This window comes from Haemophilus haemolyticus (assembly GCF_003493685.1).
GTDB lineage: Bacteria > Pseudomonadota > Gammaproteobacteria > Enterobacterales > Pasteurellaceae > Haemophilus > Haemophilus haemolyticus_O.
This window is the reverse complement of sequence record NZ_QQJW01000001.1, coordinates 41,691-68,576: the sequence shown is the minus strand read 5'-3', so window position 1 is coordinate 68,576 and position 26,886 is coordinate 41,691. Positions and strand designations below refer to the sequence as shown.

Annotated in this window: 23 protein-coding genes; 10 read left to right on the top strand and 13 right to left on the bottom strand. The window is 37.8% G+C overall.

Annotation, left to right across the window (positions count from 1 at the left end; all coding sequences use genetic code 11):
- Positions 1-75 precede the first annotated feature (75 nt).
- On the top strand, positions 76-2,496 hold the full coding sequence (locus tag DV434_RS00345; RefSeq protein WP_118811380.1) for an autotransporter family protein: 2,421 nt from the start codon (positions 76-78) through the stop codon (positions 2,494-2,496).
- Positions 2,497-2,540: 44 nt separating this feature from the next.
- On the opposite strand, the gene degS is transcribed toward DV434_RS00345, so the two are convergent.
- From degS to DV434_RS00305, 8 genes are all read right to left on the bottom strand, one after another.
- On the bottom strand, positions 2,541-3,563 hold the full coding sequence (gene degS, locus DV434_RS00340; RefSeq protein ID WP_118784958.1) for an outer membrane-stress sensor serine endopeptidase DegS: 1,023 nt from the start codon (positions 3,561-3,563) through the stop codon (positions 2,541-2,543).
- Positions 3,564-4,682, bottom strand: a complete 1,119-nt coding sequence (ribD, locus tag DV434_RS00335; protein WP_118784959.1) for a bifunctional diaminohydroxyphosphoribosylaminopyrimidine deaminase/5-amino-6-(5-phosphoribosylamino)uracil reductase RibD — start codon at positions 4,680-4,682, stop codon at positions 3,564-3,566. It lies immediately after the preceding gene.
- 2 nt (positions 4,683-4,684) lie between these two features.
- Positions 4,685-5,134, bottom strand: a complete 450-nt coding sequence (gene nrdR, locus DV434_RS00330) for a transcriptional regulator NrdR (RefSeq protein WP_118784960.1) — start codon at positions 5,132-5,134, stop codon at positions 4,685-4,687.
- 62 nt (positions 5,135-5,196) lie between these two features.
- Positions 5,197-8,571: an exodeoxyribonuclease V subunit gamma gene (recC, locus tag DV434_RS00325; RefSeq protein WP_118785005.1), complete on the bottom strand. Its 3,375-nt coding sequence runs from the start codon at positions 8,569-8,571 to the stop codon at positions 5,197-5,199.
- Between the two features lie 46 nt (positions 8,572-8,617).
- On the bottom strand, positions 8,618-8,905 hold the full coding sequence (locus tag DV434_RS00320; protein WP_192881461.1) for a DUF5374 domain-containing protein: 288 nt from the start codon (positions 8,903-8,905) through the stop codon (positions 8,618-8,620).
- Entirely contained in the window at positions 8,898-9,581 is a 684-nt protein-coding gene (locus tag DV434_RS00315; RefSeq protein ID WP_118784962.1) for a DUF2572 family protein, read from the bottom strand. Before DV434_RS00315 ends, DV434_RS00320 begins: the two co-directional genes overlap by 8 nt.
- Positions 9,582-9,595: 14 nt before the next feature.
- On the bottom strand, positions 9,596-10,312 hold the full coding sequence (locus DV434_RS00310; protein ID WP_118785006.1) for a PulJ/GspJ family protein: 717 nt from the start codon (positions 10,310-10,312) through the stop codon (positions 9,596-9,598).
- Positions 10,306-10,824 (bottom strand): type II secretion system protein, encoded by a 519-nt coding sequence (locus DV434_RS00305; RefSeq protein ID WP_118784963.1) that lies wholly within the window; start codon positions 10,822-10,824, stop codon positions 10,306-10,308. Before DV434_RS00305 ends, DV434_RS00310 begins: the two co-directional genes overlap by 7 nt.
- A gap of 199 nt (positions 10,825-11,023) precedes the next feature.
- Here DV434_RS00305 and suhB point away from each other — a divergent pair, with 199 nt between their 5' ends.
- The 5 genes from suhB (at position 11,024) to DV434_RS00280 (ending at position 16,714) form a co-directional block, all read left to right on the top strand.
- Positions 11,024-11,827: an inositol-1-monophosphatase gene (suhB, locus tag DV434_RS00300; protein WP_118784964.1), complete on the top strand. Its 804-nt coding sequence runs from the start codon at positions 11,024-11,026 to the stop codon at positions 11,825-11,827.
- Positions 11,828-11,935: 108 nt separating this feature from the next.
- Entirely contained in the window at positions 11,936-13,843 is a 1,908-nt protein-coding gene (gene nrfE / locus DV434_RS00295) for a heme lyase NrfEFG subunit NrfE (protein ID WP_118784965.1), read from the top strand.
- On the top strand, positions 13,843-14,373 hold the full coding sequence (locus DV434_RS00290; RefSeq protein ID WP_118775275.1) for a DsbE family thiol:disulfide interchange protein: 531 nt from the start codon (positions 13,843-13,845) through the stop codon (positions 14,371-14,373). The genes nrfE and DV434_RS00290 overlap by 1 nt, the downstream gene beginning before the upstream one ends.
- On the top strand, positions 14,370-15,512 hold the full coding sequence (gene nrfF / locus DV434_RS00285; protein ID WP_118784966.1) for a heme lyase NrfEFG subunit NrfF: 1,143 nt from the start codon (positions 14,370-14,372) through the stop codon (positions 15,510-15,512). Before DV434_RS00290 ends, nrfF begins: the two co-directional genes overlap by 4 nt.
- Complete coding sequence (locus DV434_RS00280) at positions 15,509-16,714, top strand: BaiN/RdsA family NAD(P)/FAD-dependent oxidoreductase (protein WP_118784967.1); 1,206 nt, start codon at positions 15,509-15,511, stop codon at positions 16,712-16,714. Before nrfF ends, DV434_RS00280 begins: the two co-directional genes overlap by 4 nt.
- A 452-nt stretch (positions 16,715-17,166) precedes the next feature.
- On the opposite strand, the gene yedF is transcribed toward DV434_RS00280, so the two are convergent.
- The 5 genes from yedF to DV434_RS00250 form a co-directional block, all read right to left on the bottom strand.
- Positions 17,167-17,436: a sulfurtransferase-like selenium metabolism protein YedF gene (gene yedF, locus DV434_RS00270; protein ID WP_005627337.1), complete on the bottom strand. Its 270-nt coding sequence runs from the start codon at positions 17,434-17,436 to the stop codon at positions 17,167-17,169.
- A gap of 17 nt (positions 17,437-17,453) precedes the next feature.
- Positions 17,454-18,674, bottom strand: a complete 1,221-nt coding sequence (gene yedE, locus DV434_RS00265; RefSeq protein WP_032825576.1) for a selenium metabolism membrane protein YedE/FdhT — start codon at positions 18,672-18,674, stop codon at positions 17,454-17,456.
- 203 nt (positions 18,675-18,877) lie between these two features.
- A complete protein-coding gene (locus tag DV434_RS00260; RefSeq protein WP_118784968.1) occupies positions 18,878-19,501 on the bottom strand; it encodes a BamJ family beta-barrel-assembly machinery protein in 624 nt (207 codons plus the stop codon).
- A gap of 24 nt (positions 19,502-19,525) precedes the next feature.
- Positions 19,526-20,410 (bottom strand): archaetidylserine decarboxylase, encoded by an 885-nt coding sequence (gene asd, locus DV434_RS00255; RefSeq protein WP_192881457.1) that lies wholly within the window; start codon positions 20,408-20,410, stop codon positions 19,526-19,528.
- Between the two features lie 146 nt (positions 20,411-20,556).
- Positions 20,557-23,307, bottom strand: a complete 2,751-nt coding sequence (locus DV434_RS00250) for an autotransporter outer membrane beta-barrel domain-containing protein (RefSeq protein WP_118811379.1) — start codon at positions 23,305-23,307, stop codon at positions 20,557-20,559.
- A gap of 377 nt (positions 23,308-23,684) precedes the next feature.
- Between DV434_RS00250 and yceD the strand changes: the two genes are divergently transcribed.
- Genes yceD through DV434_RS00230 form a run of 4 tightly spaced genes read left to right on the top strand, consistent with a single transcriptional unit; the run spans position 23,685 to position 26,414 of the window.
- Positions 23,685-24,209, top strand: coding sequence for a 23S rRNA accumulation protein YceD (gene yceD, locus DV434_RS00245; protein ID WP_118811378.1), 525 nt, complete (start codon positions 23,685-23,687; stop codon positions 24,207-24,209).
- Positions 24,210-24,231: 22 nt separating this feature from the next.
- Positions 24,232-24,402: a 50S ribosomal protein L32 gene (gene rpmF, locus DV434_RS00240; protein WP_005544470.1), complete on the top strand. Its 171-nt coding sequence runs from the start codon at positions 24,232-24,234 to the stop codon at positions 24,400-24,402.
- 21 nt (positions 24,403-24,423) lie between these two features.
- On the top strand, positions 24,424-25,443 hold the full coding sequence (gene plsX / locus DV434_RS00235) for a phosphate acyltransferase PlsX (protein WP_118805282.1): 1,020 nt from the start codon (positions 24,424-24,426) through the stop codon (positions 25,441-25,443).
- Between the two features lie 20 nt (positions 25,444-25,463).
- A complete protein-coding gene (locus DV434_RS00230; protein WP_118781900.1) occupies positions 25,464-26,414 on the top strand; it encodes a beta-ketoacyl-ACP synthase III in 951 nt (316 codons plus the stop codon).
- Positions 26,415-26,886: the final 472 nt, after the last annotated feature.

The window sequence follows — 26,886 nt, the reverse complement described above, 5'->3', positions numbered from 1 at the left end:
CATTATAATACGCCTACGGAAAATGTACCTTATTATTTATTTCAAATAGGAAGTGGGTTTTCCAAGGTTAATAATTTGAAATTAGTCAACAATACTGATCTTTCATCTTTGACAGAAGTTTTTTCTGATCGACATATAAAACCACGTGAAAGAGTACCTGGGGTGATGAATATCGCTTATGTTGAAAATAACGGAAGTATCACAGGAAAAGGGACAGGAAGTGATGAGCCTGCAATATACTTACGTTCTAAAAATGATTTTTATTTTAAAAATAATGGAGAAATAACAACAAATACTAGAGGAAGTATATGGGCGAATAACATAATGGTATTAGAAAATGAAGGTTATTTATATAAACATTCTGTTTTTGGGGAAAATACATATATTTCAAACACCAAAACATTAGAGAATATGTGGATTTCTAGTGAAAATTTGTTTTTTTCTAATTCTAACACAGGAGAGTTTAAGAATAAGAATCAAGATTTGCCTTTACCCTCAAAACGAGAATATATAAATTTAAAGTTAAATGAAATATTTAATTCATATGATAACTATCTAAGATGGATTAGTGATCCAAATAAATTTGAAAACGTTCCACATATTAATGCAGATAACTTACATGGGGTAAATAGTGGAAAAATAAGCGGCTTTGTGACAATGAGATTTAAAGATGGATATTTTATTAATTCAGGTAAGCTTGATAAGCTTCTCCTTATGGCTGATAAGGGATTATTTGTTAATCGTGGCACCGCATTACTGAATATATCTGAAGGTAAACAAACATTAACAGTCGATTTAAAAAACTCTACACTTTTAAAGAATTCTTATATTGACCGAAAGCAAGCTGAAACTCGTGTTATAGTCAATGAAAAAACAATTATTGAAGATATTTTAGAAGCGGATGGAACCAATGAAACCCTTGTTGTGAGCAGAGATAAAGATAACGAAGACAATGAAATTCATAATTTTGAAGCCAATAAATATGTTGGTTTCGAGCATTTAGAAATGCAAGGGAAATGGGATATTAAGAAATATGATGCTAAATTCAATCAATCTATCGCTTTTGATAATGCAAATGTTGAGTTGGCAGGTCGAACATTAGATAGTCCAGAAGTAAAAAATTCAGAAAGTAGTGCTATTAATGTTACGTCTAACGCTGACGTAAAAGGAAATTTTACTAATGAAGGAAAAGTGAGTTTAACAGGTGAGTTAACTACTTCAGGCAATGTTAAAAATAGCGGCACCATTGAATTTAATAATGGTCTTCACGGTACAAAATTTGTGACTTCAGGGGACTATACTGGTGATGGAGAAAAAAGCCTATTAAATATGAATGTGGATGCAAGTGCGGGCAAAACTGAATTCGATTTACTTAAGGTCGATGGAAAAGCAAGTGGCACGACTAAAATTGCATTTATGGAACCGAAAAAGTTAGAGGCTAAAATGAAAAATCGAGTGAAATTGGTTCAAACCAAATCATCGGATGAAAATGCATTTTCTCTCGTTAAATACAAATATGGTCGCTACAAGTATAAGTTTTATAACGTGGCAAATGATGGTGGCTATAGTAACTGGTATTTAGAACAACTCCCGACTTTCCGTAAGGAAGTGGCAGGCATTGTATCGGGCTTTGCGGCAAGTCAGAATTTGTTTACTCACACATTTCACGATCGTGTAGCGAAAGATAAATTACCAGAGGAGCATACAGCTTGGGTGAGGGTTTATCATCATAATACGAAGTATCAGCTTAATGGTGTAGATTCAAAAGCCGATGCTCATTCAGATACCCTACAGTTGGGCTATGATGCGTTGAAATATAACAAGGGAACCAACAAATTTACAGCAGGTGCCTATGTGAGTTTAGGTCGTCAAAAATCAGAAACCTATTTGGTTGAAGATGATGAAAGAGTACGCAGTAGCTCAAAGGGATATTCTCTAGGGCTCTATGCAACATGGGAAAAACCAAACTGGTATGTTGATAGCTGGATCCAAGTGAATCGCTTAAAAACCAAAGTAAATACAACTGATGGAAGAACAGATTACAAAACGACCGCACTTCAAGCTTCATTGGAGGCTGGATACAATAAGTTATTAAACAAAACGGATAATTATGCTTATTACGTTCAGCCACAAGGTCAGGTTATTTATCATCACTTCCATAAACCAGATATGGGTGAAGAATTGGCTGTGTTAAATCCTCGTTATTTCGTTACACGTTTAGGTGTGCGTTTTTACCAACAATCATTAAAACACCCAAATTATGGCGAACCTTATTTGGCATTAAATTGGTGGCATCATACCAATCAAACAAGTGTAGTAACTGATGAAAAAGCGATTTCAATTAAAGGGATAAAAGATCTGAAAAATATTGAGGTCGGGATTGATAAATGGCATATCACAGATAATCTTTCCGTATGGACAAATGTAGGTTATTACATGGGAACCCATAACTATCGTGATATTCGATATAATTTAGGCGTATCTTATCGCTTCTAATTTATATTATTGAATTGTTTGGAAAGGTGGATTTTTATCCACCTTTAATTTACTGGAAATTCTTCAATAACAACAGGAAGTTGTAAGATTTTGCCTAATCGGAGAATGGTGACGAGAACTTTTGAATTAGGTTTTGTATTTGCGATAATTTGCATCATTTCTCGGGCTGAAATGCCTTCTTGATTATTTAATTTCAAAATCACATCGCCAACTTGAATACCTGATTTCGCTGCAGGGCTGTTCGGGCTTACGCCTGTAATCACTATGCCTTCTTCATTACTTGAACTAATATCACTTTGCACGCCAAAATAACCTCGGATAACACGCCCATCTCGTATAATTTTCTGTAAAACATCATTTGCAATATCCATTGGAATGGCAAAATTTAGTCCTTCTGCTATTTCATTGGCGGTTTTACCAATACTAAGGGTGCTGATCCCAACCAATTCCCCTGCAGAATTAATTAATGCGCCACCTGAGTTGCCGCGGTTAATTGAAGCATCGGTTTGGATGAAGTTTTGTCTGCCAACAGAATCACCTACAGCATTACGTCCCACTGCGCTAATAATACCTTGAGACACGCTTTGCCCTAAGTTGTAGGGATTACCAATTGCTAATACCACATCACCAACGTGAGCTTGACGATCTAAATTTTGTGGAATAGTTGAAAGATTATTAGCACGAATTTTGAGAACAGCGAGATCAGTGAGGTTATCTGAACCAACAAGACTGGCTTCAAAAATATTTCCGTTTTGCAACGCAACTACAATTTGATCCGCATTTTGGATGACGTGTTTATTCGTCAGAATATAGCCATCTTTACTCATAATCACGCCAGAACCTAAGTTATTCACTTGTAGCTGATCATCATCGTTAATGCTGGCGGAAGAAAAAGAGCGGTTATAAACATTTACTACCGCAGGTGATGCAATGCGCACTGCATTTTTGAACGATACAATATCGTCTGAAGTGAAGATATTGCTGTTATTCAGTCTTGGAACCGCAAACAAAATCACGCCCGCAGCAGCCAAGCCCCAAAGGGCGGAATGGAAAAGTTTTTTAAGCATTTAGATTCCTTTCGGTGTGTAAGTTAATTTTATATCTTCACCGATTTGTTCTAATTCATTAAGTTGCCATAATGGTGCATCGGCAAGTTTAGTTAAATTCGGTAATTGGCATAGACCACGAGCATTGTCGCCAAGTAATTTGGGCGCAACGTAAATAATCAACTCATCGACTAATTTCGCATCAATTAAACTCCCTGCTAAATTTGCTCCAGCTTCTACCCAAAGGGTATTTATTTGTCGTCTTCCCAGTTCTCGCATTAATTCTTCTAGTCGATTTTCTTTTGGAAGAATAATTTGTTCACAGAAATCAGGAAAGCCAGCTAAATCTCTCGGTTCATGAGAAACTAACCAAACAGGAGAATGCGTTAAAAAAAGTTTATGAGTCGGTTGAATGCGATGTTGTGAATCTAAAATGACTCGTACAGGCTGGCGAAGATCTTCTTTTTTATATTCTGTTTTAAGATTTTCAGGAAATTCATCCCAGCGTACATTAAGGCTTGGATCATCTGCAAGTACTGTCGCAGAAGTGGATAAAAGTGCGGATGATTTTGCACGCATTTTTTGTACGTCCGAACGAGCATCTGGGCCCGTAATCCATTTACTTTCTCCACTTGCCATTGCAGTTCGCCCATCTAAACTCATCGCGAGTTTGAGTTGAACAAAAGGCATACCTTGACGCATTCGTTTTAAAAAGCCTTTATTTATTTTTTCCGCTTGATCGTTCAATAAATTCACCGAACTTTCGATGCCAGCATCAGACAACATTTTCAAACCTTTTCCTGCGACTTGAGGATTCGGATCTTGCATAGCTGCAATGACTTTCACTACGCCAGCTTCGATTAATCCTAATGCACAAGGCGGTGTGCGACCATAATGAGAGCAGGGCTCTAAGGTGACGTAAGCGGTTGCTCCTTTGGCATTTTCACCCGCTTGAGCTAAGGCAACACGTTCAGCATGAGGTTGCCCTGCTTTAAAATGAAAGCCTTCCCCCACAATTTCACCATTTTTTACCAATACGCATCCTACCGATGGATTTGGTGTGGTGGTATATTGCCCTTTGGCGGCTAAATCCAAGGCACGTTGCATAAATTTGTGATCTTGTGCGGAAAATTCGCTCATGGTTAATCCTTTAAGCTCTCAATTTCTTTGGTGAATTGATTAATATTATCGAAACTCAAATAGACCGATGCAAAACGAATATAAGCCACTTTATCGAGTTTTTTTAACTCATTCATTGCGAGTTTTCCAACCAGTTTACTTGGTACTTCACGTTCACCCGTCGCGCGTAATTGAAAAATTATGTGGTTAATTGCTTGTTCAACATCATCCGTACTTACAGGGCGTTTTTCTAACGCATGCTGAATACCACTGCGTAATTTATCTTCGTTGAAGGGTTCTCGAGTGCCGTCAGTTTTAATAATTTTTGGCACGATTAATTCGGCTGTTTCAAAGGTAGTAAAACGCTCATGACAATGACCGCACTCACGACGGCGACGAACTTGATAGCCATCCGATACCAAACGGCTATCAATTACCTTGGTTTCTTCTGTAAAACAAAATGGACAGCGCATAGACAATTCTCCGTAAAAAGGGCCGTTATCTTAGCAAAAAATCGGTTCTTTGACGATTAGCTTTATGCCTTTCTTGTCTTCTTTTGTACGAATAATAAGCCAAACCAATCTTTTGTTTGTGTTAATAATTTTTCAATATTTTCAGGTTGTTTAAATCTTGAGGTCTGCACTAATACGCGTGACCAATATGGATCGGCTTTTGACCCGAAACCATTACTTTCAGTTAATTCCTGAAGTTTTTCAAAAACGTTGTCAAAATCTACCGCACTTTCATCGTCTACAATAAAATCATTAATATTTCTTATGGTTGGCACCAATTGGATTTCAATTTGACTTTGTAAATAATCTTTTACATAAGTTTGTAATTGAGCAAGCGCGACTTCACGCTCAATGGGCGGTAATTCGATAACCTTATCTTGCGTAATTAATTTTGCTGGCACCGCATTTTCTTGTGTGACACATTGAATCAAATAATAAATCCAAGGACGGATACAATAGCGATCTTTGTATTTTGCAAAATGCCAGTGAATGACTTGTGAATCATCGCCAAATAAAAGCTCCATATAACCAAATAGACGAATTTCTTGATTTTTATTTTGCCAATCTACGGCAATATTTAAATCAATAGAAGCATGTTTGGCTTCGCCAAGATCCGCTATTTTCTTTTTAAATTCCAAAACATTGTCTCGAATATTTTCAGCATAAACTTTTCCAAATTCAGCTCGAGGTAACACGCCTTTTACTTCTGCTTGTCTAAAATAATCAGCAAAATTTTGTTCATCCATATAGATTAAATCATTATTAAACGAATAATTATCCAAGCCATTTAAGGTAAAGTTTTCACTGTCAGCAATATGATCATCTTCATCGCGGAAATAAACACCAAGTTGTTTTTCAAAGAAAAATTTCACTGGGTTTTCCACAAAGCTGACTAAACGATCCAGTTCAATTTCTTCGATTTTTTCTGGGTTTTCTGTCATAGTGACGGCAAATTCTGAATTGCTAGCTGTTGCGTCAAATTGTGCTATTGGCAACCATTTTGTCGCAAAAGAGCGGGTAAATTTTTCGTTGTTTTTGAAATTATCTGGGCTAAATGCGGTCATTGGATGTTCAATGACGGTAAGGACATTTTCACTTTGACCTTGATTAATATAATCCAACAGTTGGCTTACCAATACGGATGGTTCTTTCGGTTGATTATCTGTAATGGAACGCCCAACATAGCTGATATAGCAATAATTACGTGCGGCTAATAAGGCTTCTAAGAACAAATAGCGATCATCATCACGGCGAACACGGTCGCCTTTTTGATGATGATATTGCATTAAATCAAAACTGTTTGGTGTTTGTGTTCTAGGGTAATCCGCATCATTCATTCCAAGTAAACAAACTACTTTAAATGGCACTGAACGCATTGGCAATAAGGTGCAGAAGTTTACTTTTCCTGCAAGGAATTTGAGGCTATTTGGTGAATCTTCTAATTTTATTGTGATGACATCGGCAATCACATCTGCTTGTAATTCTTCAGTAAAATGGAGCGATTTTAGATGCTCAGCTAATTCATTAATTTTCTCTTGAATATAGAAAATCGTGTCACTTGTGTCTTCATTTTGTATGAAGAAATCTGATAAAAGTGCGGTTAAAATTTCTTGCCATTTTTCGATAGAATGTGCTTGTTGCAGGGTTTCATGCAGCGAGGAAAGTGCAGTGAAAAAGTGCGATAAATTTCCAGCAAGTTCACCTTTTAAGCCATAGCTGCTGTTTAACCCCAGACTATCTTGCCAAATGCCGTGTTCTTCACGCATCGCATAGCCTAACATCATTCGTTCTAATCCAGCCTGCCAAGAATTGAAATTGATGCCATCTTGATTTTTTTGCAAACCGAAACGAATCCCTGAATCTGCCACCCATTCTCGCACTAATGGTAAATCAGCAAGAGAAATATTAAATCGTTCTCGCATCGCAGGAATATCCAATAATGCCAAGACATCCTCTGCACTAAAATTGCTTTCTTTTAAGCGTAATAAAGTTAAGTAACTTGAGACCAACACATCGCTTTCTGAAAGTTTATTATCTGAAAGTGAAAATGGAATTTGTGGAGCATCTCCATTTTTTTGTCCGAAAACTGCCTGAATATAAGGTGTGTATTGGTTTATATCTGCCACCATAACAACTACATCTTTTGGCGTTAGGGTAGGATCTTGATTGAATAAATCTAGTAAATAATCGTGCAAGACTTCCACTTCACGCATGCTGCTGTGGCAAGAATGTAAGGTTAAAGTGCGGTCATTTTTTGCGATATTTAGCGGTTTATTTTCTAAATGCAGAATTTGAGACTGCAATTGTCCAAGTAAACCGTTCGATTTAATTTCTTGATAGGCATTGATGGGATAAGTTGGAATATGTTCTTCATCTCGCACCAATATATAGAGAAAATCTCGCCCCATTTTTCCCCAAGCCGCCAGTAACGGATTACCTACTTGAAGGTTTTCTTTTTGATAAGTGACATCAAATTGAGCGTTTTCTAGTTGAGAAAGTTGATCTTCGGAAAAGAGCGGTTGATTTTCATCTTGTTTATTGAATTGATAACGCTGACGAGAACGCAAATAATCGAGGCGTAAATCGCTAATATCTCCCCAATACTCTTGGCATGGATTATTAAAAAATAAATGAATATCGACTTCTGATGACATCGCTTGCAAAATATTGAGATAAGCAGTTGGGAGCGCAGGAATACCAAAAATAAATATGCGCGAAGGTAATTTTTTCGGTGCTTTTTTATCGGCAAGCAAGGCTAAGAATTGGTTATGCAAAGCCGCTCGATGTGTGGCATCACCCACATCTGATTTAACATCGACAACCAATGCACGCCATAACTCACCTTGCCATTTTGTATTGACTTGAATTTGCTCAAACAACGTATTGTTTAGGTTAGGTTGTTGCTTTTGTATTTGAGCAGTGATTTGTTCATCTTCGCCTTTTTCCCAAGCAAAAATCCATTCTGGTCGATAAACTAAATATTGGTCAAATAAATCGGCAATTTTGCTGCTGAGTTGATAAAGTTTGTATTGTTCAGAATGAGGCGAGGACGCTAAATAATTGCGTAAAGGTGAAAAACTTTCTTTCTCGAGAAAAGTTGGGATTAATCGCATTAAGCGCCATGTCATTGAATCTTTATCAAAAGGGTTTTCCAATGCCGTTGCGGGTAAATTTTGAGCATAAAGTTGCCAAATAAAACTTGCTGGCATAGGAAATTTGAGGTTCGCTGAAATGCCTGTTTCTTTCGCTAATTCAATTTGCAGCCATTGTGCCATACCCGGGCTTTGCACCAAGATAATATCCTGCTGAAAAGGATCTTCCGGCGGTAATGATTTGAATAAGGAAGAAAGAATTTCTTTTTGTTTTTCGAGTTGATTGGAATAATAAACAATGAACACAATGGCGACCTTTTGATGATTTAATCTAGAAAAAGACAATGCCATTCTACTTAGTTTTTATCGAAATTTCACCCATAGGATAACGCACAATCACGCGTTCATTTTCACATTGAACGCGAAAAGTTAAGCCATTTTGTTGTATCAATTGTTCACAAGCTAGTCCTAAAAATTGGCGTTGAGCTTGACTCTCCGCAACCTGTATCGCTTGAAAATCTTGATAAGTTTTCACCGCACTTTTTCTTTGGCTTTCCGTCCATTGATTGAAAGCAATAAATAAAACGCTAAATAAAGCCAAAGAAAATAATAGGGTAGTGAGCGACATGCCTTTATTCATCCTGAACATTAAAATCACTCCAACTTTTTTCTGCCAGCTGCCATTGACTATATTGTTGCACTAAGGTTGTTACGACAGATTTGCCATAGGCCAACGTCACCCCATCTAAAGTTAAATTTCCATTGGTGAGTACCGCGCCACTAATCCTTCCTTTGCCCGTTAGTTTTAAATCTCCCTCTGCAATTAATACAGCAGATACGGTACTATTAATTTCAATTTCCGCTTGTGAATCTGAAAACCAATAAAGTTTAGGTGTTTTATTCGCGTTTAAAATATTGGGCGGGGAAGAAAAGTGCGGTCGAAAATTTGTGAGTTTTTCTGTGTGAATAAAATCTTTCAATGCACCTTGATTATCGCCTTTTGTGGGCGATTTTTTAAATAGACTCATTCTTTCACACCAAAGAAAATATTGAATGGCATCGCTGGCGCCCTCAAGCGTGATGCTGATTTGCTTTACACTTTCATTATTATTTAAGGGTAAATCAATACAGGCAGTTTGTTTTTTCTCCTCTGTTATTTTTTGCAGTTGTAATGTTCTTTCCACATAGTGTTTTCGTTGATTTTGTTGCGCACGAAAAAAACTTAAATGACTGTCATCTAATAATAGGATTACAGTTAATAAGCCTGAAATAAAAATCAGAATAGTCAGCGTGATAATGCCTTTTTGTATTGTCATTATTTTTGATTCCGTTACTTTTGATTCCAGAGCGCAACGACAAGGGATGTTTCATAACTGATGTTTGGGGTTTGTTTTAAATTTCCTTTTAGCTTGATTTCTAATCCTTTGCCTTCAATTAACCAATTAAATTGTAGGGTAGTGACTTCGTATTCATTGTTATCTAATAAATCTGTCCAACCGCCTCCTGCGTTACAAGCGGTTTGTTGAAAAGCTCGTTTACAAGTTTCTGCTGTGCAATTAGTAGGAATAACACTTTGATAAGTCAGTTTGGTTTTTATCATTTTGTTACTCACTTTATAACCAAATAATTCTTCAGTGCTGTTTTTCGATGTATTTTTCCCATTTTTCATACAGGTTTTTGGTGAATCTTTGCCAATACAACCATTTTTATTTAAATCATAAAAGAACAACGCGCAGCTATTAGGTGGGGCGTTATCTTCTTGACTAATGAAAATGGCAGTGCCTTGTTCATCTAATTCAAATAAAGATAAATTGCTTTCTGTTCCTTTTGTATTTAATGCTCTAAATCCCAATCGCCGAAGATCTTTACCGATGAGCTGTAATGTTCGCTGTAATTCTGCTTGTAGTTTTAAATGCAATAACATGTGTTGGTTTTGAGTTTGTATTTGCACATAAAAATGCGAAATGCTTAGCAATAATAAAGATGACAACGCCAGCGAAATCATCAGTGCTAATAGGGTTTGTCCTTTTAATAATGTTTTCATGATTGATTGCATGCACTAGCCGCTTGATTGGTTTTCAAACGAATACTGCCAACATTGAAAAATGAAAATAATGTACGTTCATTTTCCGCTTGCAGAATAAAGCAACGAGTAACATTGGTATTACGCGCACCATAAAACCGCGTGATTTCTTTGGGATAAATATAATGGCTTTGAATCATCGTTTTTTTAGGAAAATAAGGATAGTAAAAATGAGCATAGGCCTCTTTCGGGCAGTTTGTTGGGTTTAAACAATCACAAGTTTGATCGTTTTTTACTTGTGCCGTTAAGCACCATTGTTGTGTAGCAAGGTTACGATTGATAAGTAAAAACCAGACTTCCGATGAATTTTCTGCCCGAGCCTGAATTTGGCGTAGAAATAAATATAGGCGATGTTGCTCTTTGGCTAAAATCGTTTTAGGTGAATCCGTTTGCCATAAGGGAATAGCAAAATTCAGCGCAATGCTGATGATTGCTAACCCAATCAATAATTCCACTAATGTCACACCTTTCTGCATAAAACGCTCCAATTTTCTACCGCACTTTAATGGTAAATAATGAGTAGAAAAATCACTTCATACTATTTTTGCGATCTGTATCGTAAAGTTTTCCTGAAAACCTATAAAAACCATTGTTTTATAATTTTCAACTGGTTATTTTGGCAAATCTCGTTATAATGGCGCGGAATTTTTCTGTTCTTTAAAATCTGGTGGAAATATGAATCCAATGTTAAATATTGCAATTCGTGCGGCACGAAAAGCGGGCAATGTGATTGCTAAAAATTATGAACGCCGTGATGCTATTGAAAGCACCCAAAAAGGTATCAATGATTATGTGACAAACGTTGATAAAGCGTCTGAAGCAGAAATCATTGAAATTATTCGTAAATCTTATCCTGACCACACAATTATTACGGAAGAAACAGGCGCAATTGAAGGCAAAGATAGCGATGTGCAATGGGTGATTGATCCACTAGATGGTACCCGTAATTTTATGACGGGCCTTCCTCATTTTGCCGTGTCTATCGCAATTCGTGTAAAAAATCGCACTGAAGTTGGTGTTGTTTACGATCCAATCCGCAATGAATTATTTACCGCTGTGCGTGGTGAAGGCGCAAAATTAAACGAAGTACGTTTGCGTGTAGATAGTAAACGCGAAATTCAAGGTTCAATTTTAGCGACTGGTTTCCCATTCAAACAACCAAAATTAATGCCAACTCAATTTGCAATGATGAATGCCTTAATTGAAGATGCTGCGGATTTCCGTCGTACTGGTTCTGCCGCATTGGATTTATGCTATGTGGCGTCAAATCGTATTGATGGTTATTTTGAAATGGGCTTAAAAGCATGGGATTGCGCAGCTGGCGATTTAATCGTGCGTGAAGCGGGTGGTTTAGTCTGTGATTTTGATGCTGGTAATGGCTACTTACGCAGCGGCAATATTATCGCCGCACCATCACGCGTAATTAAAGAAATGTTAAATAAAATCCGCCCTTGTTTAGGTGCTGAATTTAATCATTAATTTTTATAAGTACAATAGCACCTATTAAGGTGCTATTTTTAATTTTATTAATGAAAAATACTTGATTAGCGACTTTATTTGCGCATCAACGAAAAAAACGACGACATTATGCTTCCAGAACTTGGCTTTTTCCTTCTTTTACTCGCAACAGCTAGCGCGTTTTTTCTTGCGTTAGTGCCTCAATTTGGATTATTCAAAAAAAATCCTACTTTAATTAATGCCGCTTGGCCGCTTAGTTATATTTTTACCCTTGCGACGACGTTCTCAATTGGTTTGCTTGCTTATTCTTTTGCGGTGGATGATTTCACCCTTGAATATGTAGCAGCACATTCTAATTCCCAATTACCTACATTTTTTAAAGTGGCTGCCACTTGGGGCGGACATGAAGGTTCAATGTTGTTTTGGTTATTTTCATTGAGTTTATGGCTTGCCGCTTTTGCTTTTTTTAATCGAAAAAATGACCGCACTTTTTCAGCTCAATCTTTATCTTTATTGGGATTGATTTGTTTTGGCTTTGCGGTGTTTATCTTATTTTATTCCAATCCTTTTGGACGTATTTTCCCTGCACCAGCAGAAGGTCGTGATCTCAATCCAATGTTGCAAGATGTGGGACTTATTTTCCATCCGCCGTTGTTATATGTTGGTTATGTGGGCTTTGCAGTGAATTTTGCCATGAGTTTGAGTGCGTTGATTTATAACCAATCAGCACGACAAATTGCACGTTCAATGCGTGGCTGGGTGTTGTTTTCTTGGTTATTTTTAACCATTGGCATTGTGCTTGGTGCGTGGTGGGCATATTACGAGCTCGGCTGGGGCGGTTGGTGGTTCTGGGATCCCGTAGAAAATGCCTCTTTAATGCCTTGGTTGCTTGGTTTGGCGTTATTACACAGTTTAATGGCGACGGAAAAACAAGGCGTATTTAGTTATTGGACAACGCTTTTTTCTCTGCTTGCTTTTGCCTTTAGCGTATTAGGTACGTTTATTGTTCGTTCTGGCGCACTCACTTCTGTGCACGCTTTTGCATTGGATAACACGCGCGGTTATGTGTTGTTATTAATTTTCTTTGTTTTGACGGTGTTAGCCTTTGGATTATTCGCTTTGCGTGCGGGCAGTTCATCAGAAAGTGCGGTGAAATTTCAGTTCGTTTCTAAATTGGGTGGCATTTTATTACTGAATATTTTGCTGACCATTGCAACTGTTTCTACCTTTTTAGGCACCTTTTACCCGATGTTATTCCAAGCGATGAATTGGGGATCAATTTCGGTGGGAAGTCCTTATTTTAATAGTATTTTCTTCCCAATTATTACGGTGATTTTAATCCTAATGGTGGTTTCCCTTACCATCCGTCGGACGCAATTTGAACGCAGGTTATTGATACGTTGTGTATGGTTGCTTATCCCGTCTTTAATTCTTGCTGGCTTGATGATTTGGCAACAGCTACGAAATAATTCTGCATTACATTTCCATGCTTTCGCCTTTGTGTTATTAACTCTTGCGATTTGGCTTTTGTTCGTCACGTTATGGCAAAATTGGCGGCAAATTCGTTTGTCTCAATTTGGTATGATTTTAGCGCACTGTGGCGTGGCGATTGTTACCATTGGCGCAGTCATGAGCGGTTATTTTGGCAGTGAAGTTGGTGTGCGTTTAGCGCCGCAACAAAGTCAAAAATTGGGGCAATATGAATTTCACTATCGTCAATTTTCTAATGAAATCGGTCCGAACTTTACGGCAGAAGTTGCCTTTTTTGACGTAACTGAAAACGGCAAGCCTTATGCAGAAATTATACCAGAGCGCCGTTATTACGATGTGCGAACAATGACAATGAGTGAAGTGGGGCTTGATGGCGGTTTCTGGGGGGATTTGTATATTGTGATGGGCGATTCTCTCGGCAAAGGAGAATTTACTTTCCGCTTACATTATAAACCACTGATTCGTTGGCTTTGGGCTGGCGGTATTTTAATGGCCTTTGGCGCACTTTGTAGCGTTTTCGGATTACGCAGAAAACAGGAAAAATAATGAACAAAAAACTTATCTTTTTTGCACCGCTCTTTGTGCTTTTAGGCGTGTGTATATTATTAATTGCTGGGTTAAATCAAGATCCGAAAAAAATTGCGTCAGCTTTAATTGATAAACCTGTGCCAGAGTTTTATCAGGCTAATTTACATGAGCCATCACAAATCGTAAGCCCGAAAGATTTTCCTAAACAGCCATTTTTATTAAATGTGTGGGGCAGTTGGTGTGGTTATTGCAAGGAAGAACATCCCCTGTTGATTGAGATTGCAAAAACGTTGCCTATTGTGGGCGTGGATTATCGCGATAATCCGCAAAATGGCATTGAAATGCTTAAGCGAATGGGCAATCCGTTCGTCTTGACCATTGATGATAGTCATGGTGAATTGGGATTAAAATTGGGCGTGGATGGCGCACCAGAAACTTATCTTGTGGATGAAAATGGTGTAATTCGTTATCGCCATTCTGGTTTACTGGATAAAGAAACTTGGCAAACGGTATTTTTGCCAAAAATTGAAGCATTGAAGAACAAATGAAAAGCCTATTAGATATTTTTACTCGGGTACAAAAAACAGTCTTTTTTGCGACCGCACTTTTATTCGCATTTTCCTTATTTGCCCAAGCGGAAATGGTGGATACTTATCAATTCCAAAATCAAGATGATCGTACTCGCGCCGTAGAGTTGGCAAAATCTTTGCGCTGCCCACAATGTCAAAACCAAAATTTGGTGGAATCTAATTCTCCTATCGCTTATGACTTGCGTCTTGAAGTGTACAAAATGGTAGATGAGGGCAAAAGTAATCAGCAAATTATCGATCAAATGACGGCTAGATTTGGTGATTTTGTGAATTATAAACCGCCATTCAAATGGAATACGGCGTTGTTATGGCTATTGCCAATGGCTCTTTTAATTTTAGCGGCCGCATTGCTTTATTTCTCAAATAGAAAAAAACAGTTTTCAGAAAAAGTGGTTGCACAACAACTAGAGAATGATGAAATAATTTTCCCCCCCTCAGCCTTTGGCAGCTCCCCCCGCAAGCAAGGGGAGCCAAGTAAACTTTCTAGGGGAAAAGTGAATAGCAAAATTTATTTTGTGCTTTTTACTTTACTCATCGCTATTCCAACCGCTTATTATTTTTCTCTTGATCGTTTTAGTCGTGTTCAACAAGGCGAGCAATCGATGATTGAGCAACATAATCAAAATGTTGAAATGAATGATGAACACAAAAATGAAAATGTGATTGAGAAAATCCAAAATAAACTGCGTACTGATCCGAATAATGCGGAAACTTGGCTTCAACTTGGGGAAGCCTATGTACAGAATAATGAATTTGATAGTGCGCTTGTGGCTTATTCTAATGCAGAAAAAATATCAGGCAGTAAACCTAATATTTTAGGCTTGGCAGCCACCGCACTTTATTATCAAGCAGGCCAGCAAGTGACTCCAAAAGTAGAACAACTTTTGAATGAAGCGTTGGCAAAAGATAAAAATGAAGTATCGAGCCTTTCTTTGTTAGCGACAATTGCTTTAGAAAATCGCCAATATCCACAAGCCAGTGCCTATTTACAGAAATTATTAGATTCAGGTAATGCGGCAGTGGATCGTCGTTCAGTTATTCAACGAATGAAGATGTTGGATTTTTTACAACGTGGTGAAAAAGGGCAAAATCCGTGAGCCAATATTCTGAAAACATTATTATTGGTGCAGGTGCGGCAGGATTATTTTGTGCGGCACAGTTGGCTAAGTTAGGGAAGTCGGTGACAGTTTTCGACAACGGCAAAAAAATCGGACGTAAGATTTTGATGTCGGGCGGTGGGTTTTGTAATTTCACCAATTTAGAGGTTACGCCCGCTCATTATCTTTCACAAAATCCTCATTTCGTCAAATCGGCACTAGCTCGTTATACCAATTGGGATTTTATTTCTTTAGTGGCGGAGCAGGGGATTGCTTATCACGAAAAGGAATTAGGGCAATTATTTTGCAATGAGGGCGCAGAACAAATCGTTGAAATGCTGAAATCTGAATGTGATAAATATGGTGCTAAGATTTTATTGCGTAGCGAAGTTTCTCAAGTTGAACAGATTCAAAATGATGAAAAAGTGCGGTTTGTTTTACAGGTAAATTCAACCCAATGGCAATGTAAAAATTTGATTGTCGCCACAGGCGGGCTTTCTATGCCAGGGCTTGGCGCAACGCCATTTGGCTATCAAATCGCGGAACAATTTGGCATTCCAGTTATTCCTCCGCGCGCGAGTTTGGTACCTTTTACGTATCGAGAAACAGATAAATTTTTAACCGCACTTTCAGGTATTAGTTTGCCAGTCACGATCACAGCACAGTGCGGAAAATCTTTTCACAACCAGCTTTTGTTTACTCATCGTGGTATTTCAGGCCCTGCGGTGTTGCAAATTTCCAATTATTGGCAGCCTACTGAGTCAGTAGAAATCGATTTATTACCGACCCACAATGTGGAAGAGGAAATTAATCAAGCAAAACAATCTTCGCCAAAACAAATGTTGAAAACCATCTTGGTTCGATTACTTCCGAAAAAATTGGTTGAACTTTGGATTGAACAAGGCCTTGTGCAAGATGAAGTTATCGCTAACATCAGCAAAGTGCGGGTAAAAAATTTGGTGGATTTTATTCATCACTGGGAATTTACCCCAAATGGCACAGAGGGCTACCGTACAGCAGAAGTGACAATGGGTGGGGTGGATACCAAAGTGATCTCTTCTAAAACGATGGAAAGCAACCAAGTAAGCGGTTTATATTTTATTGGTGAAGTATTGGATGTGACAGGCTGGCTCGGTGGTTATAACTTCCAGTGGGCTTGGAGCTCGGCTTATGCTTGTTCACAAGGAATTAGTGAAAAATAGAAGGGGTGTAGAAAATACGTTAGAATTCTTTTAATTAAATCATAAAATAAGGAAGTAAAATATCAAAAAAACTCCCATTACATGCAGCCACAGTAGGCTTTTATTTACGCTCACAAGCATTAAAAGAGGCTCGTTTAAAATTTGGATAAGGTGAGCTCTCTCGTGAATAATTAACTGAGATTGAAGATCAAGCAATTACAAAGTTAGTCCAAGCTCAGTTAGATGTAGGTATTCAAATCATCTATTTATTGAGCATTTTAAGAAATTGAATGCTATTGTTGGTGATCGTGGCATAGTTAAATACACTTCCCTAGTCCCAATCAATTAATGTATCCTATCCAGTGGGATACGGGCATTTATGCTACACGCGAAGAAATCGCTAAAGAGGTTTGGGGCGAAGATTAATTTGATTTTATTGGTAGATAATAAATGGCTCCTTACGGAGCCATTTATTAACGCTGAATTAAGTAACGCAATTTTGTTCCATCTTGCTCTACACTTAGCAGTGTATAGCCATGATTTTTAGTATCAATAGGAATGTTGTTGATAGATTGTGCGCAATCGCTTAATAGTTCTAAAATTTCACCTTTTTGTAATTGTGGCATGGTTTCTAACATTACAATAGCGGGGTAAGGGCAGGGTTCGCCTAACGTATCTAATGTATAATCGGGTGAAATGTCTTTTGGATCTTTATCTAATTTTTGAACAATAGTAAATGCCATGATTATGCTCCTTTTGGTTAATTACATCCACAGCCAGTTTGTGCGGTTATTTGAGATTTTGCTTTGGCTAAGAAACGACGTTCCCACCAGACAACGGCAATTAAACATAAAATTAATAAACCGTAATTCACAAGTAAGCCACCTACGGGACCGAAAGATTTTAGTAAATTAAGTTTTTCGTAATCAAGTGCTAAAACAGGAGCGATATCATCCCAAACATAGGCGAGATAAGTTGATCCGACTACGTTACCTAAGCCAACCCACATAAAGTGTACTTGACCTTCCATTGAGCGATACATCCAACCTGTTTCACAACCACCAGCGAGTACAATACCAAAGCCGAATAATAAACCGCCAATAATAGCATTGGGGCCAGCCCACATAATTTTAGGCGAGACGCCAAGTTGAATGTAGCTAAATACACCAATTGTGCCCACTAATATTCCAAAAATAATAGCTTTTGCCATATAAGCACGCCCAGTTACCCATAAGTCACGGAAAGCTGAGGTAAAACAAATTTGAGCTCGTTCAATTAATAACCCGAAAGCCAAACCACAAAGCATAGCAAAACCAAGCTTAATAGATTGAGTCATTACATAAAGTGAAGCAATAAGATAAGCAAAAAATACAATCATACCAATCCAGAAACGGCGTTGTGCTTGTTTAGGATCTGTTTCTTTTATTTTTGCTGCGCCTTTTTTCAGTTCTAATTTAACGCGAAATATTGGTAGTAATGTGACTTTTACACCAGCATAAGTACCTATTGCTGTTGCGATAGTGAAGAACCAAGCGTGTACCGAAAATTGTGGGATACCTGTAAAAAGTGAAGCTAAATTACATCCCATTGCTAAACGTGCACCAAATCCTGCTAATGCACCTCCAATTAAAGCCTGAACAATCCGGCGTTTATGTGGTTGGTTGCGCCATTTTACATTATTTGCCCAAAGTGCCGCAGAAATACAACCTGCAAACATGCCTAAGATCATGACACCATCAACACGTGAGAAGATATTACCTTGCATTCCTATGATTTTGTAGTAACTCCATTCAGATACATCAACGCCTAATGCTTGTAATGCATGTCCTCCCCACCGAGTAAATTCCCCTGTCACAGCCCAATAAGTGCCTGTTACCCCAAAGTAATAAGCGGAAAGCAAACCCGCTGCAGTCACTGCGACAATCGGATTCCAGTATTTAATTAAGTAATTTTGTTTAAATTGTAGCCAAATCTCTTTCATAAGATAACCTAAATTTATTGAAAAGAAAGATTTGCAAGAAAGGTATAAATAATGAATGCAGTGAAAAAAGAAGTGCCCATTTTCCTATACACAAAACTTGCGATATAAGACAAATGAAATTTGTCGGACAAAATAATAACATTATTTTAACAATAAAGGCAAAACCTTTATGACTTTGCCTTTATTGGTATCGTATTTTTCGATTAAAGAATATCTAATAATTCCACTTCAAATACGAGTGTTGAGAATGGCGGAATTGATGCGCCAGCCCCACGTTCACCGTAAGCAAGTTCGTGTGGAATAGTGAGTTTCCATTTAGAACCAACTGGCATCATTTGTAATGCTTCAACCCAACCACGAATTACGCCGTTTACAGGAAATTCAGCTGGTGTGCCACGAGCCACAGAGCTGTCGAATACGGTGCCATCTGGTAATGTACCTGTGTAGTGTACTCGCACTTTATCTGTTGCAGCTGGTTTTGCGCCATTGCCTTCAGTCATGATTTCGTATTGCAAACCGCTGTCGGTTACGTTTACGCCCGCTTTTTTCGCATTTTCTTCTAAGAATTTTTTGCCTTCTTCTTCAATTGCTTTAAATTGTGCTTGTTGTGCTTCAGCGGCTTGTTGTTGAAGTGCCTGAACTGAATGCATTAACTCATTGATGTCTAATGCAGGTTGATTATGGTTTAACGCGTCAAAAATGCCTTTTGCCACAGCTTCAACAGTGATCTCCATTTGGCTATCGGCTAATTGTTGGCCAATTTGCAAACCAATCCCGTAGCTACCTTTTTCAGAAATGCTTGCTAATTTTACTTGTTCAAAATTCATTTGATGTTTTCCTTTCGTTAAAAATTATTTTTTATATGCCAAGATTTCGCCCATGCGAACAGGTTCGTTGACGCTTAAATGATCAGCCAAACGCACTTGATTTGCTTGGAATAAATTAATTACTGTCGAACCAAGTTGGAACCAACCCATTTCTTGACCTTTCAATAATTTGACCGCACTTTCGCCTTCATAAGTCCAAGTTTTCACTTCCCAAGTTTTCACTTCATTGTGGCGTGGTGGATTAATCACGCCCGCCCAAGTTGTGCCAATACTTGCCGTGATGGTTGCGCCGACTAAAATTTGTATCATCGTGCCAAATTCAGTATCAAATACACAAATCACGCGTTCATTACGCGCAAATAAATTGGGTACATGTTGGGCTAAAAATGGATTCACAGAGAATAAATCACCCGGCACATAAATCATCTTACGTAGCGTGCCATCGCACGGCATATGCACTCGGTGGTAATCACGAGGAGAAAGATAAGTAGTGGCAAATTCACCATTTTTAAAGGTTTCCACTAATTCTTTATCTTCTGCCAGTAAGTCTTCTAGGCTGAAAAAATGCCCCTTAGCTTGTAATAAAAGATTATCGTCAATATGACCGCACTCGCTAATGCGACCGTCTGCGGGTAAACAAAGTGCGGTAGGATTTTGATTAATTGGACGCGCGTTTTCTTTTAACGGGCGAATAAAAAATTCATTAAAACTTGCGTAATCAGAAAATTGTTCTTTTTGCGCAATGCTCATATCAATGTTGTATTTTTTCGCAAAAGCTTTAATTACAACATGGGTTAGCACACCCCATTTTTGTTTAGCAAACCAGCCTGCAATTTGAGTTAAATAAATTTGCGGCATGACATATTGAAATGCCACTTTCAAGCGTTGCCAATAAGAATTTGAAGTCATTATTATCTTTCCTTGTTAAAAAAGAGGCGTGATTATAGCAATTTTTATCAATGTGCCAACTTTTTTGGTGGTTTTGGGGCGTTATTTTAATAGCCTAGGTAAAAAATTGGCACACGTTGAAAGCGTGTGCCACAGTAAAATATTAGTTAGAACAAGTATCTTATGCCAATATGAGCTTGCCAATTTTGTTTGAAGCGGTGAATTGTTGAGCTTTGTGCTTCAAAATAAACTTGGGTATTTTTAGCTTTATTCATATAAGACACGCCTAATCCATATTCTAGCCAATTACCTTTATTTAATATTTTCTCAACGGCCACTTTATTAAACGTATATTTCATTTCACCAAGAAATTCTCGTCTATACATGAGTTTAATATAAGGGTGAATCTCTTTTTCGTTGAAATAATCTAATCCGGCTCTAAAGCCAATTCGTCCTACTAAACTTCTTACTTTTTCCGTTTCAACCATTAGCTTGTTTGATACTGTGAAATCATATCCTTTTGTAGCATGATAGGATAATTGAGCCTCTGGTTGTAAATAGATTACACGTTCAGCTGTTTCACTTAAGTTAATCCGTTTCCCTGTTTCTGCGGAAAGTATATAAGTAAAAGTGCGTATTGTCGGGGATTTAACCGATTTTTTTGACGGGCTAACTAAGTCATAACCGCCACTATAACTTATTGCTTTCGTAAAGAAATCAAAATACCAGTCGTTTTCCTTGTTTAACCAAGAAGAATATAAGCCTAATTCTGTGCCATTAAGTTTAATTTTGCCTGGATATGTTTGTGATTTTGCAGCGGAACTGATATATCCAAATGAGAGACCATTATAATTTATCCAATTTCCTCTTGCGTTTATCCAATCATAGCCAATTTTTAAGCCTAGGTAGTTATTGGTATATCCGCTAACTTTAATACTTCCTTTACTAACGTATTGGCCATCAATATTTTTTGCCCAAATCTGACTTTGTTTGGTGATATTTTTATTGAAATGAATTTCGCCTAAGCGTTGATGTAAACTTTCAGTTAAAGTCAAATTAGATTGATAAATAATATCGCCTAAAATTACCGCACCTTGTGCACCAGTGCTTAAACGACCTGTAGGATTTAGGTAAAAGTCATCACGAACTACTTCGTTTTCATCTTTACCTTCAATTTTAACAAGTTTAGAATCATTTGGACGCGTCAATGTAAATTCATAGGCCCCTTGATCAGTGGTGCCATTAATTAACTTGAAATGCCCTTTAATATCGTCTTTATTTTTTGTGACATATTCTACGAGCTTTATATATTCATTTCCTTTCGTAGGCGCAGTTCCATCATCTTTATAGATTATTTTATGATCGCCCTCGCTAGATTTACGAACGATTAATTTATCAGCTATACCTTGACCTTTATTCTCACTAGTAAAATCAGCAATCTTTCCATGCATATTGAAAGTACCACCATCACCTTTCAAATTTTCCACGGAGATATTAATATTCCGCTTAGGATTGACGAAGTTGACCGTTGCACCATTGGAAATATTAAAATTATTAATTTTCGATGTGTTCGTCGCATCCCATCGTGCTCCATTAGTCATAGTAAAATTAAATTTAGTATTAGCTTTATCAGGATCTGGACCATCACGGTTTTCTAGAAACAGAGGTTGTCCATGAGGCGGATTATTAGGATTATCAGGATCTCCACTATATTTTTGTTTACCAATATGAGCTTCTCCGTGGAAGTAAGAATCTTTATTTTTTAAGTTTAACTCCATTTCACCACCATTTAGGGCGTGAATATCTCCGTCGATTTGTACCTTTCCATCTCCTTTAATTTCAACTTTACTGTTTTTACTATCTATATTTATCGCATCCCCGATAGATTTTTGTTTTCCGTTTTCATCAAGTACAGGTTGCACATCTATTTTCACATCACCATAGAAAGTAACACGATCATAAGATTCCTCAGGCTCCTCATCACTACTAGCAGCTCTTTCCGGTAACCCCCCTGTATAAACACCGTAATTTTCTGCATTCATCATGTTACCACGGTCTACCTTGATATTTACAGCCCCATAAAAATCCATTTCCGTTTGATTAATAACAGTTGTCCTAGTCCCCGTATTTTTTATATTTACATTTTTATAATGGGTGGTACCAATCCCACGCGCTTTTGTCGTACCAGATACTGTATAAATATTAAGGGTAGAATCCTTCTCTAATTTGATATGGGTATGGCTATATTGTTTTCCATTAAACAGAGTGTTATCGTTTTTTAAAAACTCAATACCATTTATTTCGTCCTTATTAGTCACCTTAGATGCATCTGTAAAGAGATAGTTCGTCCCTTTAAAAGTAATTGTCGTGTCAGACATTCCCCTACCACTTGTGCTCGATGTTTGGTTTCCAAAGATAGAATGCCTAGAATTTATAGTTTTAATCGATACATTTTCTAAGGTAATATCATTATGCCCCTTATAGCTTTCATCGGCTAATAGAAGACCTGCATTTTCAGCAGAACTTTGTAACTTATATCTATTTGCGCTCACATAGCCTATAGGTTTTTCTTTGACTATCGTCCAGTGTTCTGGTGCTTTCACTTCCGTTCCATCAAAATTTTTCCATTTTGATGCTGCTACATCAGTTTGGTTAGCAATAGTATCACTGATTGTTCCATTTCCCTTAACAGTGACTTCATTTTTCCCTTCATAAGCTGCAACAACCAAGGCATTAATTGGTTCATCCTTTGCACTATAATCTAATACTTTTCCTTTATTTTCTTGATTTTTTGTGGCTACTACCGCTGTGAACCTTTGTTTTTCAAGAACTTGTCCATCCACAGCAGCAGATTCACCAGTTGTCGCTTGAACGAGAAGTAAAATAACAAAGAGAAACGACGATTTTTTATATTTCATAGTTATTTTGTTCCTTTTGATTTTCTTACTTGAGATGTATTGATAGGCTATTCATTGATAACCGTTCTCAGTAGGATATTTTTTGGGGTATTATTTTATGCGCTAAAAAAAGTTTTGTTATGTTAGATCATTTTTATGTTTGCGGTGTATGTTTTTTATCCTATTTTAGTTTGATTGTTTTTTTTTTGAGCTGTTTGCGGTGTTTTTTTAATCGCGTTAATCGCGTTGCTTCTGGATGTTCCTGTAAATGAAATCGATGTGAACTAAGATGAAAATTATAAAATTGAGTCAAAAGTGCGGTTGCTACAGCGTAAATTTTAGAAAATCCACGATTTCTCTTTGACTATCTTCGAAACAACAGGTAATATTCACGCCCTATGCAAAAGGTAAAACTACCCCGCACTGTTGATCCCATAAAAGATGCTCAAAGACGGCTTGATTATGTTGGCTATTATGCTGCAAATCAGCTTGAGCGTTTGGCGGAATCAGTAGTAAATGTGCTCAGCAATGCACAGGTAACATTATCGTTTTATGTTGATCCACAAAAATTAGTGGTGATGAAAGGTAAAGTACAGGTTGATGTCGAGCTTGAATGTCAGCGTTGTAATTTGCCTTACAAACAAACATTGGAGTGTGAGTTTATTTATAGTCCAGTGGCTAATTGGGATCAGGCTGATGACTTGCCCGAAATTTATGAACCAATCGAATTTAATGCGTTTGGCGAAATAGATTTAATTGGTACAGTGGAAGACGAACTTATTTTAGCTCTACCGCTTATCCCAATGCATTCATCTGAACACTGTGAAGTGTCCGCGCAGGAACAGGTTTTTGGCGAATTGCCTGAAGAATTGGCAAAAAAACCGAACCCGTTCGCTGTATTAGCTAATTTAAAGCAAAAGTAAATTAAATTTAGGAGTATAGCCAATGGCTGTTCAACAAAACAAAAAATCTCGTTCACGTCGTGATATGCGTCGTTCACACGATGCTTTAACAACTGCTGCTGTATCAGTAGATAAAGCAAGCGGTGAAACTCACTTACGCCACCACGTAACTGCAGACGGTTACTATCGTGGTCGTAAAGTGATCAATAAGTAATTTTTACTTATAGGTGTTCACTTGAACCGTCTAACCTTGGCGTTAGATGTGATGGGCGGGGACGTTGGTCCCCGTATTACTATCCCCGCATCCCTTTTGGCGTTGGAACGAGATCCAATGCTTTTTCTTATTCTGTTTGGCGATAAGCAACAAATTTCCCCTTTACTTGAAAACTGCCCTCAATCACTTTTAGATCGTCTTCATATTCAACATTGTTCTCACAAAATTGATAATAACCAAGCTATTTCTTATGCATTGCGCCATAGCAAGGGAACTTCTATGCGTTTAGCACTAGAAAGCGTGCAACGTGGTGAAGCGCAAGGTTGTGTGAGTGCTGGCAATACAGGGGCGTTAATGGGATTATCAAAAATTTTGTTACAACCTTTACAAGGGATTGCTCGACCTGCATTAATTTCATTTATTCCTACGATAAATGGTGAAAAATCGGTGATGTTAGATTTAGGCGCAAATGTGGAATGTGATGCGCAAAATCTTTATCAATTTGCACAAATGGGCGCGATTTTTGCAGAAAATCATCTTCATCTTGTTTATCCGCGCATTGGGTTATTAAATATTGGTGTAGAAGCCATTAAGGGACATCAATCTATTCGCGAAGCCGCAAATTTGTTAGAAAAATCTACCGCACTTAATTATGTTGGTTTTATTGAGGGCGATGCTTTGTTGAATGGTCGCGTGGATGTTATTGTTAGTGAGGGATTTGCTGGCAATATCGCGTTAAAAACCCTTGAGGGGGCAGCAAAAAATTTGTTGTCTTTATTTAAAAATCAATCTAAGGTATCGCGTTTAAAACCGATTTTGGCGTGGATAATGCGATATTTTTTCAAACAAAGTTATCAACGCTTGAAACGCATTAACCCTGATGAATATAATGGCGCATCACTTATTGGCTTAAAAGCTGTGGTGGTAAAAAGTCACGGTAGCGCAAATGTGAATGCTTTTGCGCACGCCATTGCCGATGCTGCCTTACAAGCCCGCCTGCAACTTCCAGAAAAAATTTTGGCAGGGCTTGCTCGTTATTAATGACTTAATTTTTATTTATTATGAATAGCAGAATTTTATCTACTGGTAGTTATTTACCAAGCTACATCCGCACCAATGCGGAATTGGAAAAAATGGTTGATACATCAGATGAATGGATTGTCACTCGTTCCGGTATTCGTGAACGTCGTATCGCAGCGGCAGATGAAACTGTTGCAACAATGGGATTTGAAGCGGCAAAAAATGCGATCGAAGCTGCCCAGATTAATCCTCAAGATATTGAATTGATTATTGTTGCCACTACAAGTAACTCGCACGCTTATCCAAGTGCGGCTTGCCAAGTGCAAGGTTTATTAAATATCGATGATGCGATTTCTTTTGATTTAGCTGCAGCTTGTACTGGTTTTGTCTATGCCTTGAGCGTAGCCGATCAATTTATTCGTGCCGGCAAGGTGAAAAAAGCCTTAGTGATAGGCTCAGATCTTAATTCTCGAAAATTAGATGAAACTGATCGCAGCACTGTTGTGCTATTTGGTGATGGTGCGGGAGCGGTCATTCTTGAAGCGAGTGAACAAGAAGGGATTATTTCTACTCATTTACATGCTTCAGCAGATAAACATAATGCCCTTGTTTTAGCTCAACCTGAACGTGGTGTAGAAAAATCAGGTTATATCGAAATGCAAGGTAACGAAACGTTCAAACTGGCAGTTCGTGAACTTTCAAATGTGGTGGAAGAAACACTTTTAGCAAATAATTTAGATAAAAAAGATTTAGACTGGCTTGTGCCACACCAAGCAAATTTACGTATTATTACAGCGACAGCGAAAAAATTAGAAATGGATATGTCGCAAGTGGTGGTAACGCTAGATAAATACGCTAACAACAGTGCAGCTACTGTGCCTGTTGCTTTAGATGAGGCTGTTAGAGATGGCCGTATTCAACGTGGGCAGTTATTGTTATTAGAAGCCTTTGGCGGTGGTTGGACTTGGGGGTCAGCATTAGTGAGATTTTAGTTGATTTGATATAATTATTGATAATTTTAAAGTGCGGTAAAAATTGACCGCACTTTTTGTGTTAAGTGTCAGGGGTTCGCCTGACGGCGACTTACTTTTTCTTTGCTTTGCCAAAGAAAAAGTAAGCAAAAAGAAAAGCAACCCTGCTTTGCCTTGTTTCCTGAAAAAATAGAAATTTGTTTCACGGAAATTTGCTGAACTCGCTACGCTCAAACAGACGCAAATTTCCTACAAATTTCTATTTTTTCAGGCGGCAAAGAAGGGAACCCGATTTGTTCTTTCTTCGATGTAAAGTGCGGTGAAAATTCAAAATGTTTTTCACTCTAAAAATGAACTCAAAATCAACTGCATTTTTTAAATAATGCTCTGATTAAATTTTGGCCCCATATAAATCGCCTTTGTGACTTTCAATTTTTAGGCAATTTGCGTCTGTTTGAGCGTAGCGAGTTCAGCAAATTGCCGTGAAGAAAAT

What these genes read in the sequence shown, in the direction of transcription:
- degS (WP_118784958.1), bottom strand. Translation starts at nt 3,563, where the DNA reads ATGCTTAAAAAACTTTTCCATTCCGCCCTTTGGGGCTTGGCTGCTGCG.
- ribD (WP_118784959.1), bottom strand. Translation starts at nt 4,682, where the DNA reads ATGAGCGAATTTTCCGCACAAGATCACAAATTTATGCAACGTGCCTTG.
- nrdR (WP_118784960.1), bottom strand. Translation starts at nt 5,134, where the DNA reads ATGCGCTGTCCATTTTGTTTTACAGAAGAAACCAAGGTAATTGATAGC.
- DV434_RS00320 (WP_192881461.1), bottom strand. Translation starts at nt 8,905, where the DNA reads ATGAATAAAGGCATGTCGCTCACTACCCTATTATTTTCTTTGGCTTTA.
- DV434_RS00315 (WP_118784962.1), bottom strand. Translation starts at nt 9,581, where the DNA reads ATGACAATACAAAAAGGCATTATCACGCTGACTATTCTGATTTTTATT.
- DV434_RS00305 (WP_118784963.1), bottom strand. Translation starts at nt 10,824, where the DNA reads ATGCAGAAAGGTGTGACATTAGTGGAATTATTGATTGGGTTAGCAATC.
- suhB (WP_118784964.1), top strand. Translation starts at nt 11,024, where the DNA reads ATGAATCCAATGTTAAATATTGCAATTCGTGCGGCACGAAAAGCGGGC.
- nrfE (WP_118784965.1), top strand. Translation starts at nt 11,936, where the DNA reads ATGCTTCCAGAACTTGGCTTTTTCCTTCTTTTACTCGCAACAGCTAGC.
- DV434_RS00290 (WP_118775275.1), top strand. Translation starts at nt 13,843, where the DNA reads ATGAACAAAAAACTTATCTTTTTTGCACCGCTCTTTGTGCTTTTAGGC.
- nrfF (WP_118784966.1), top strand. Translation starts at nt 14,370, where the DNA reads ATGAAAAGCCTATTAGATATTTTTACTCGGGTACAAAAAACAGTCTTT.
- yedF (WP_005627337.1), bottom strand. Translation starts at nt 17,436, where the DNA reads ATGGCATTTACTATTGTTCAAAAATTAGATAAAGATCCAAAAGACATT.
- yedE (WP_032825576.1), bottom strand. Translation starts at nt 18,674, where the DNA reads ATGAAAGAGATTTGGCTACAATTTAAACAAAATTACTTAATTAAATAC.
- DV434_RS00260 (WP_118784968.1), bottom strand. Translation starts at nt 19,501, where the DNA reads ATGAATTTTGAACAAGTAAAATTAGCAAGCATTTCTGAAAAAGGTAGC.
- asd (WP_192881457.1), bottom strand. Translation starts at nt 20,410, where the DNA reads ATGACTTCAAATTCTTATTGGCAACGCTTGAAAGTGGCATTTCAATAT.
- DV434_RS00250 (WP_118811379.1), bottom strand. Translation starts at nt 23,307, where the DNA reads ATGAAATATAAAAAATCGTCGTTTCTCTTTGTTATTTTACTTCTCGTT.
- yceD (WP_118811378.1), top strand. Translation starts at nt 23,685, where the DNA reads ATGCAAAAGGTAAAACTACCCCGCACTGTTGATCCCATAAAAGATGCT.
- rpmF (WP_005544470.1), top strand. Translation starts at nt 24,232, where the DNA reads ATGGCTGTTCAACAAAACAAAAAATCTCGTTCACGTCGTGATATGCGT.
- DV434_RS00230 (WP_118781900.1), top strand. Translation starts at nt 25,464, where the DNA reads ATGAATAGCAGAATTTTATCTACTGGTAGTTATTTACCAAGCTACATC.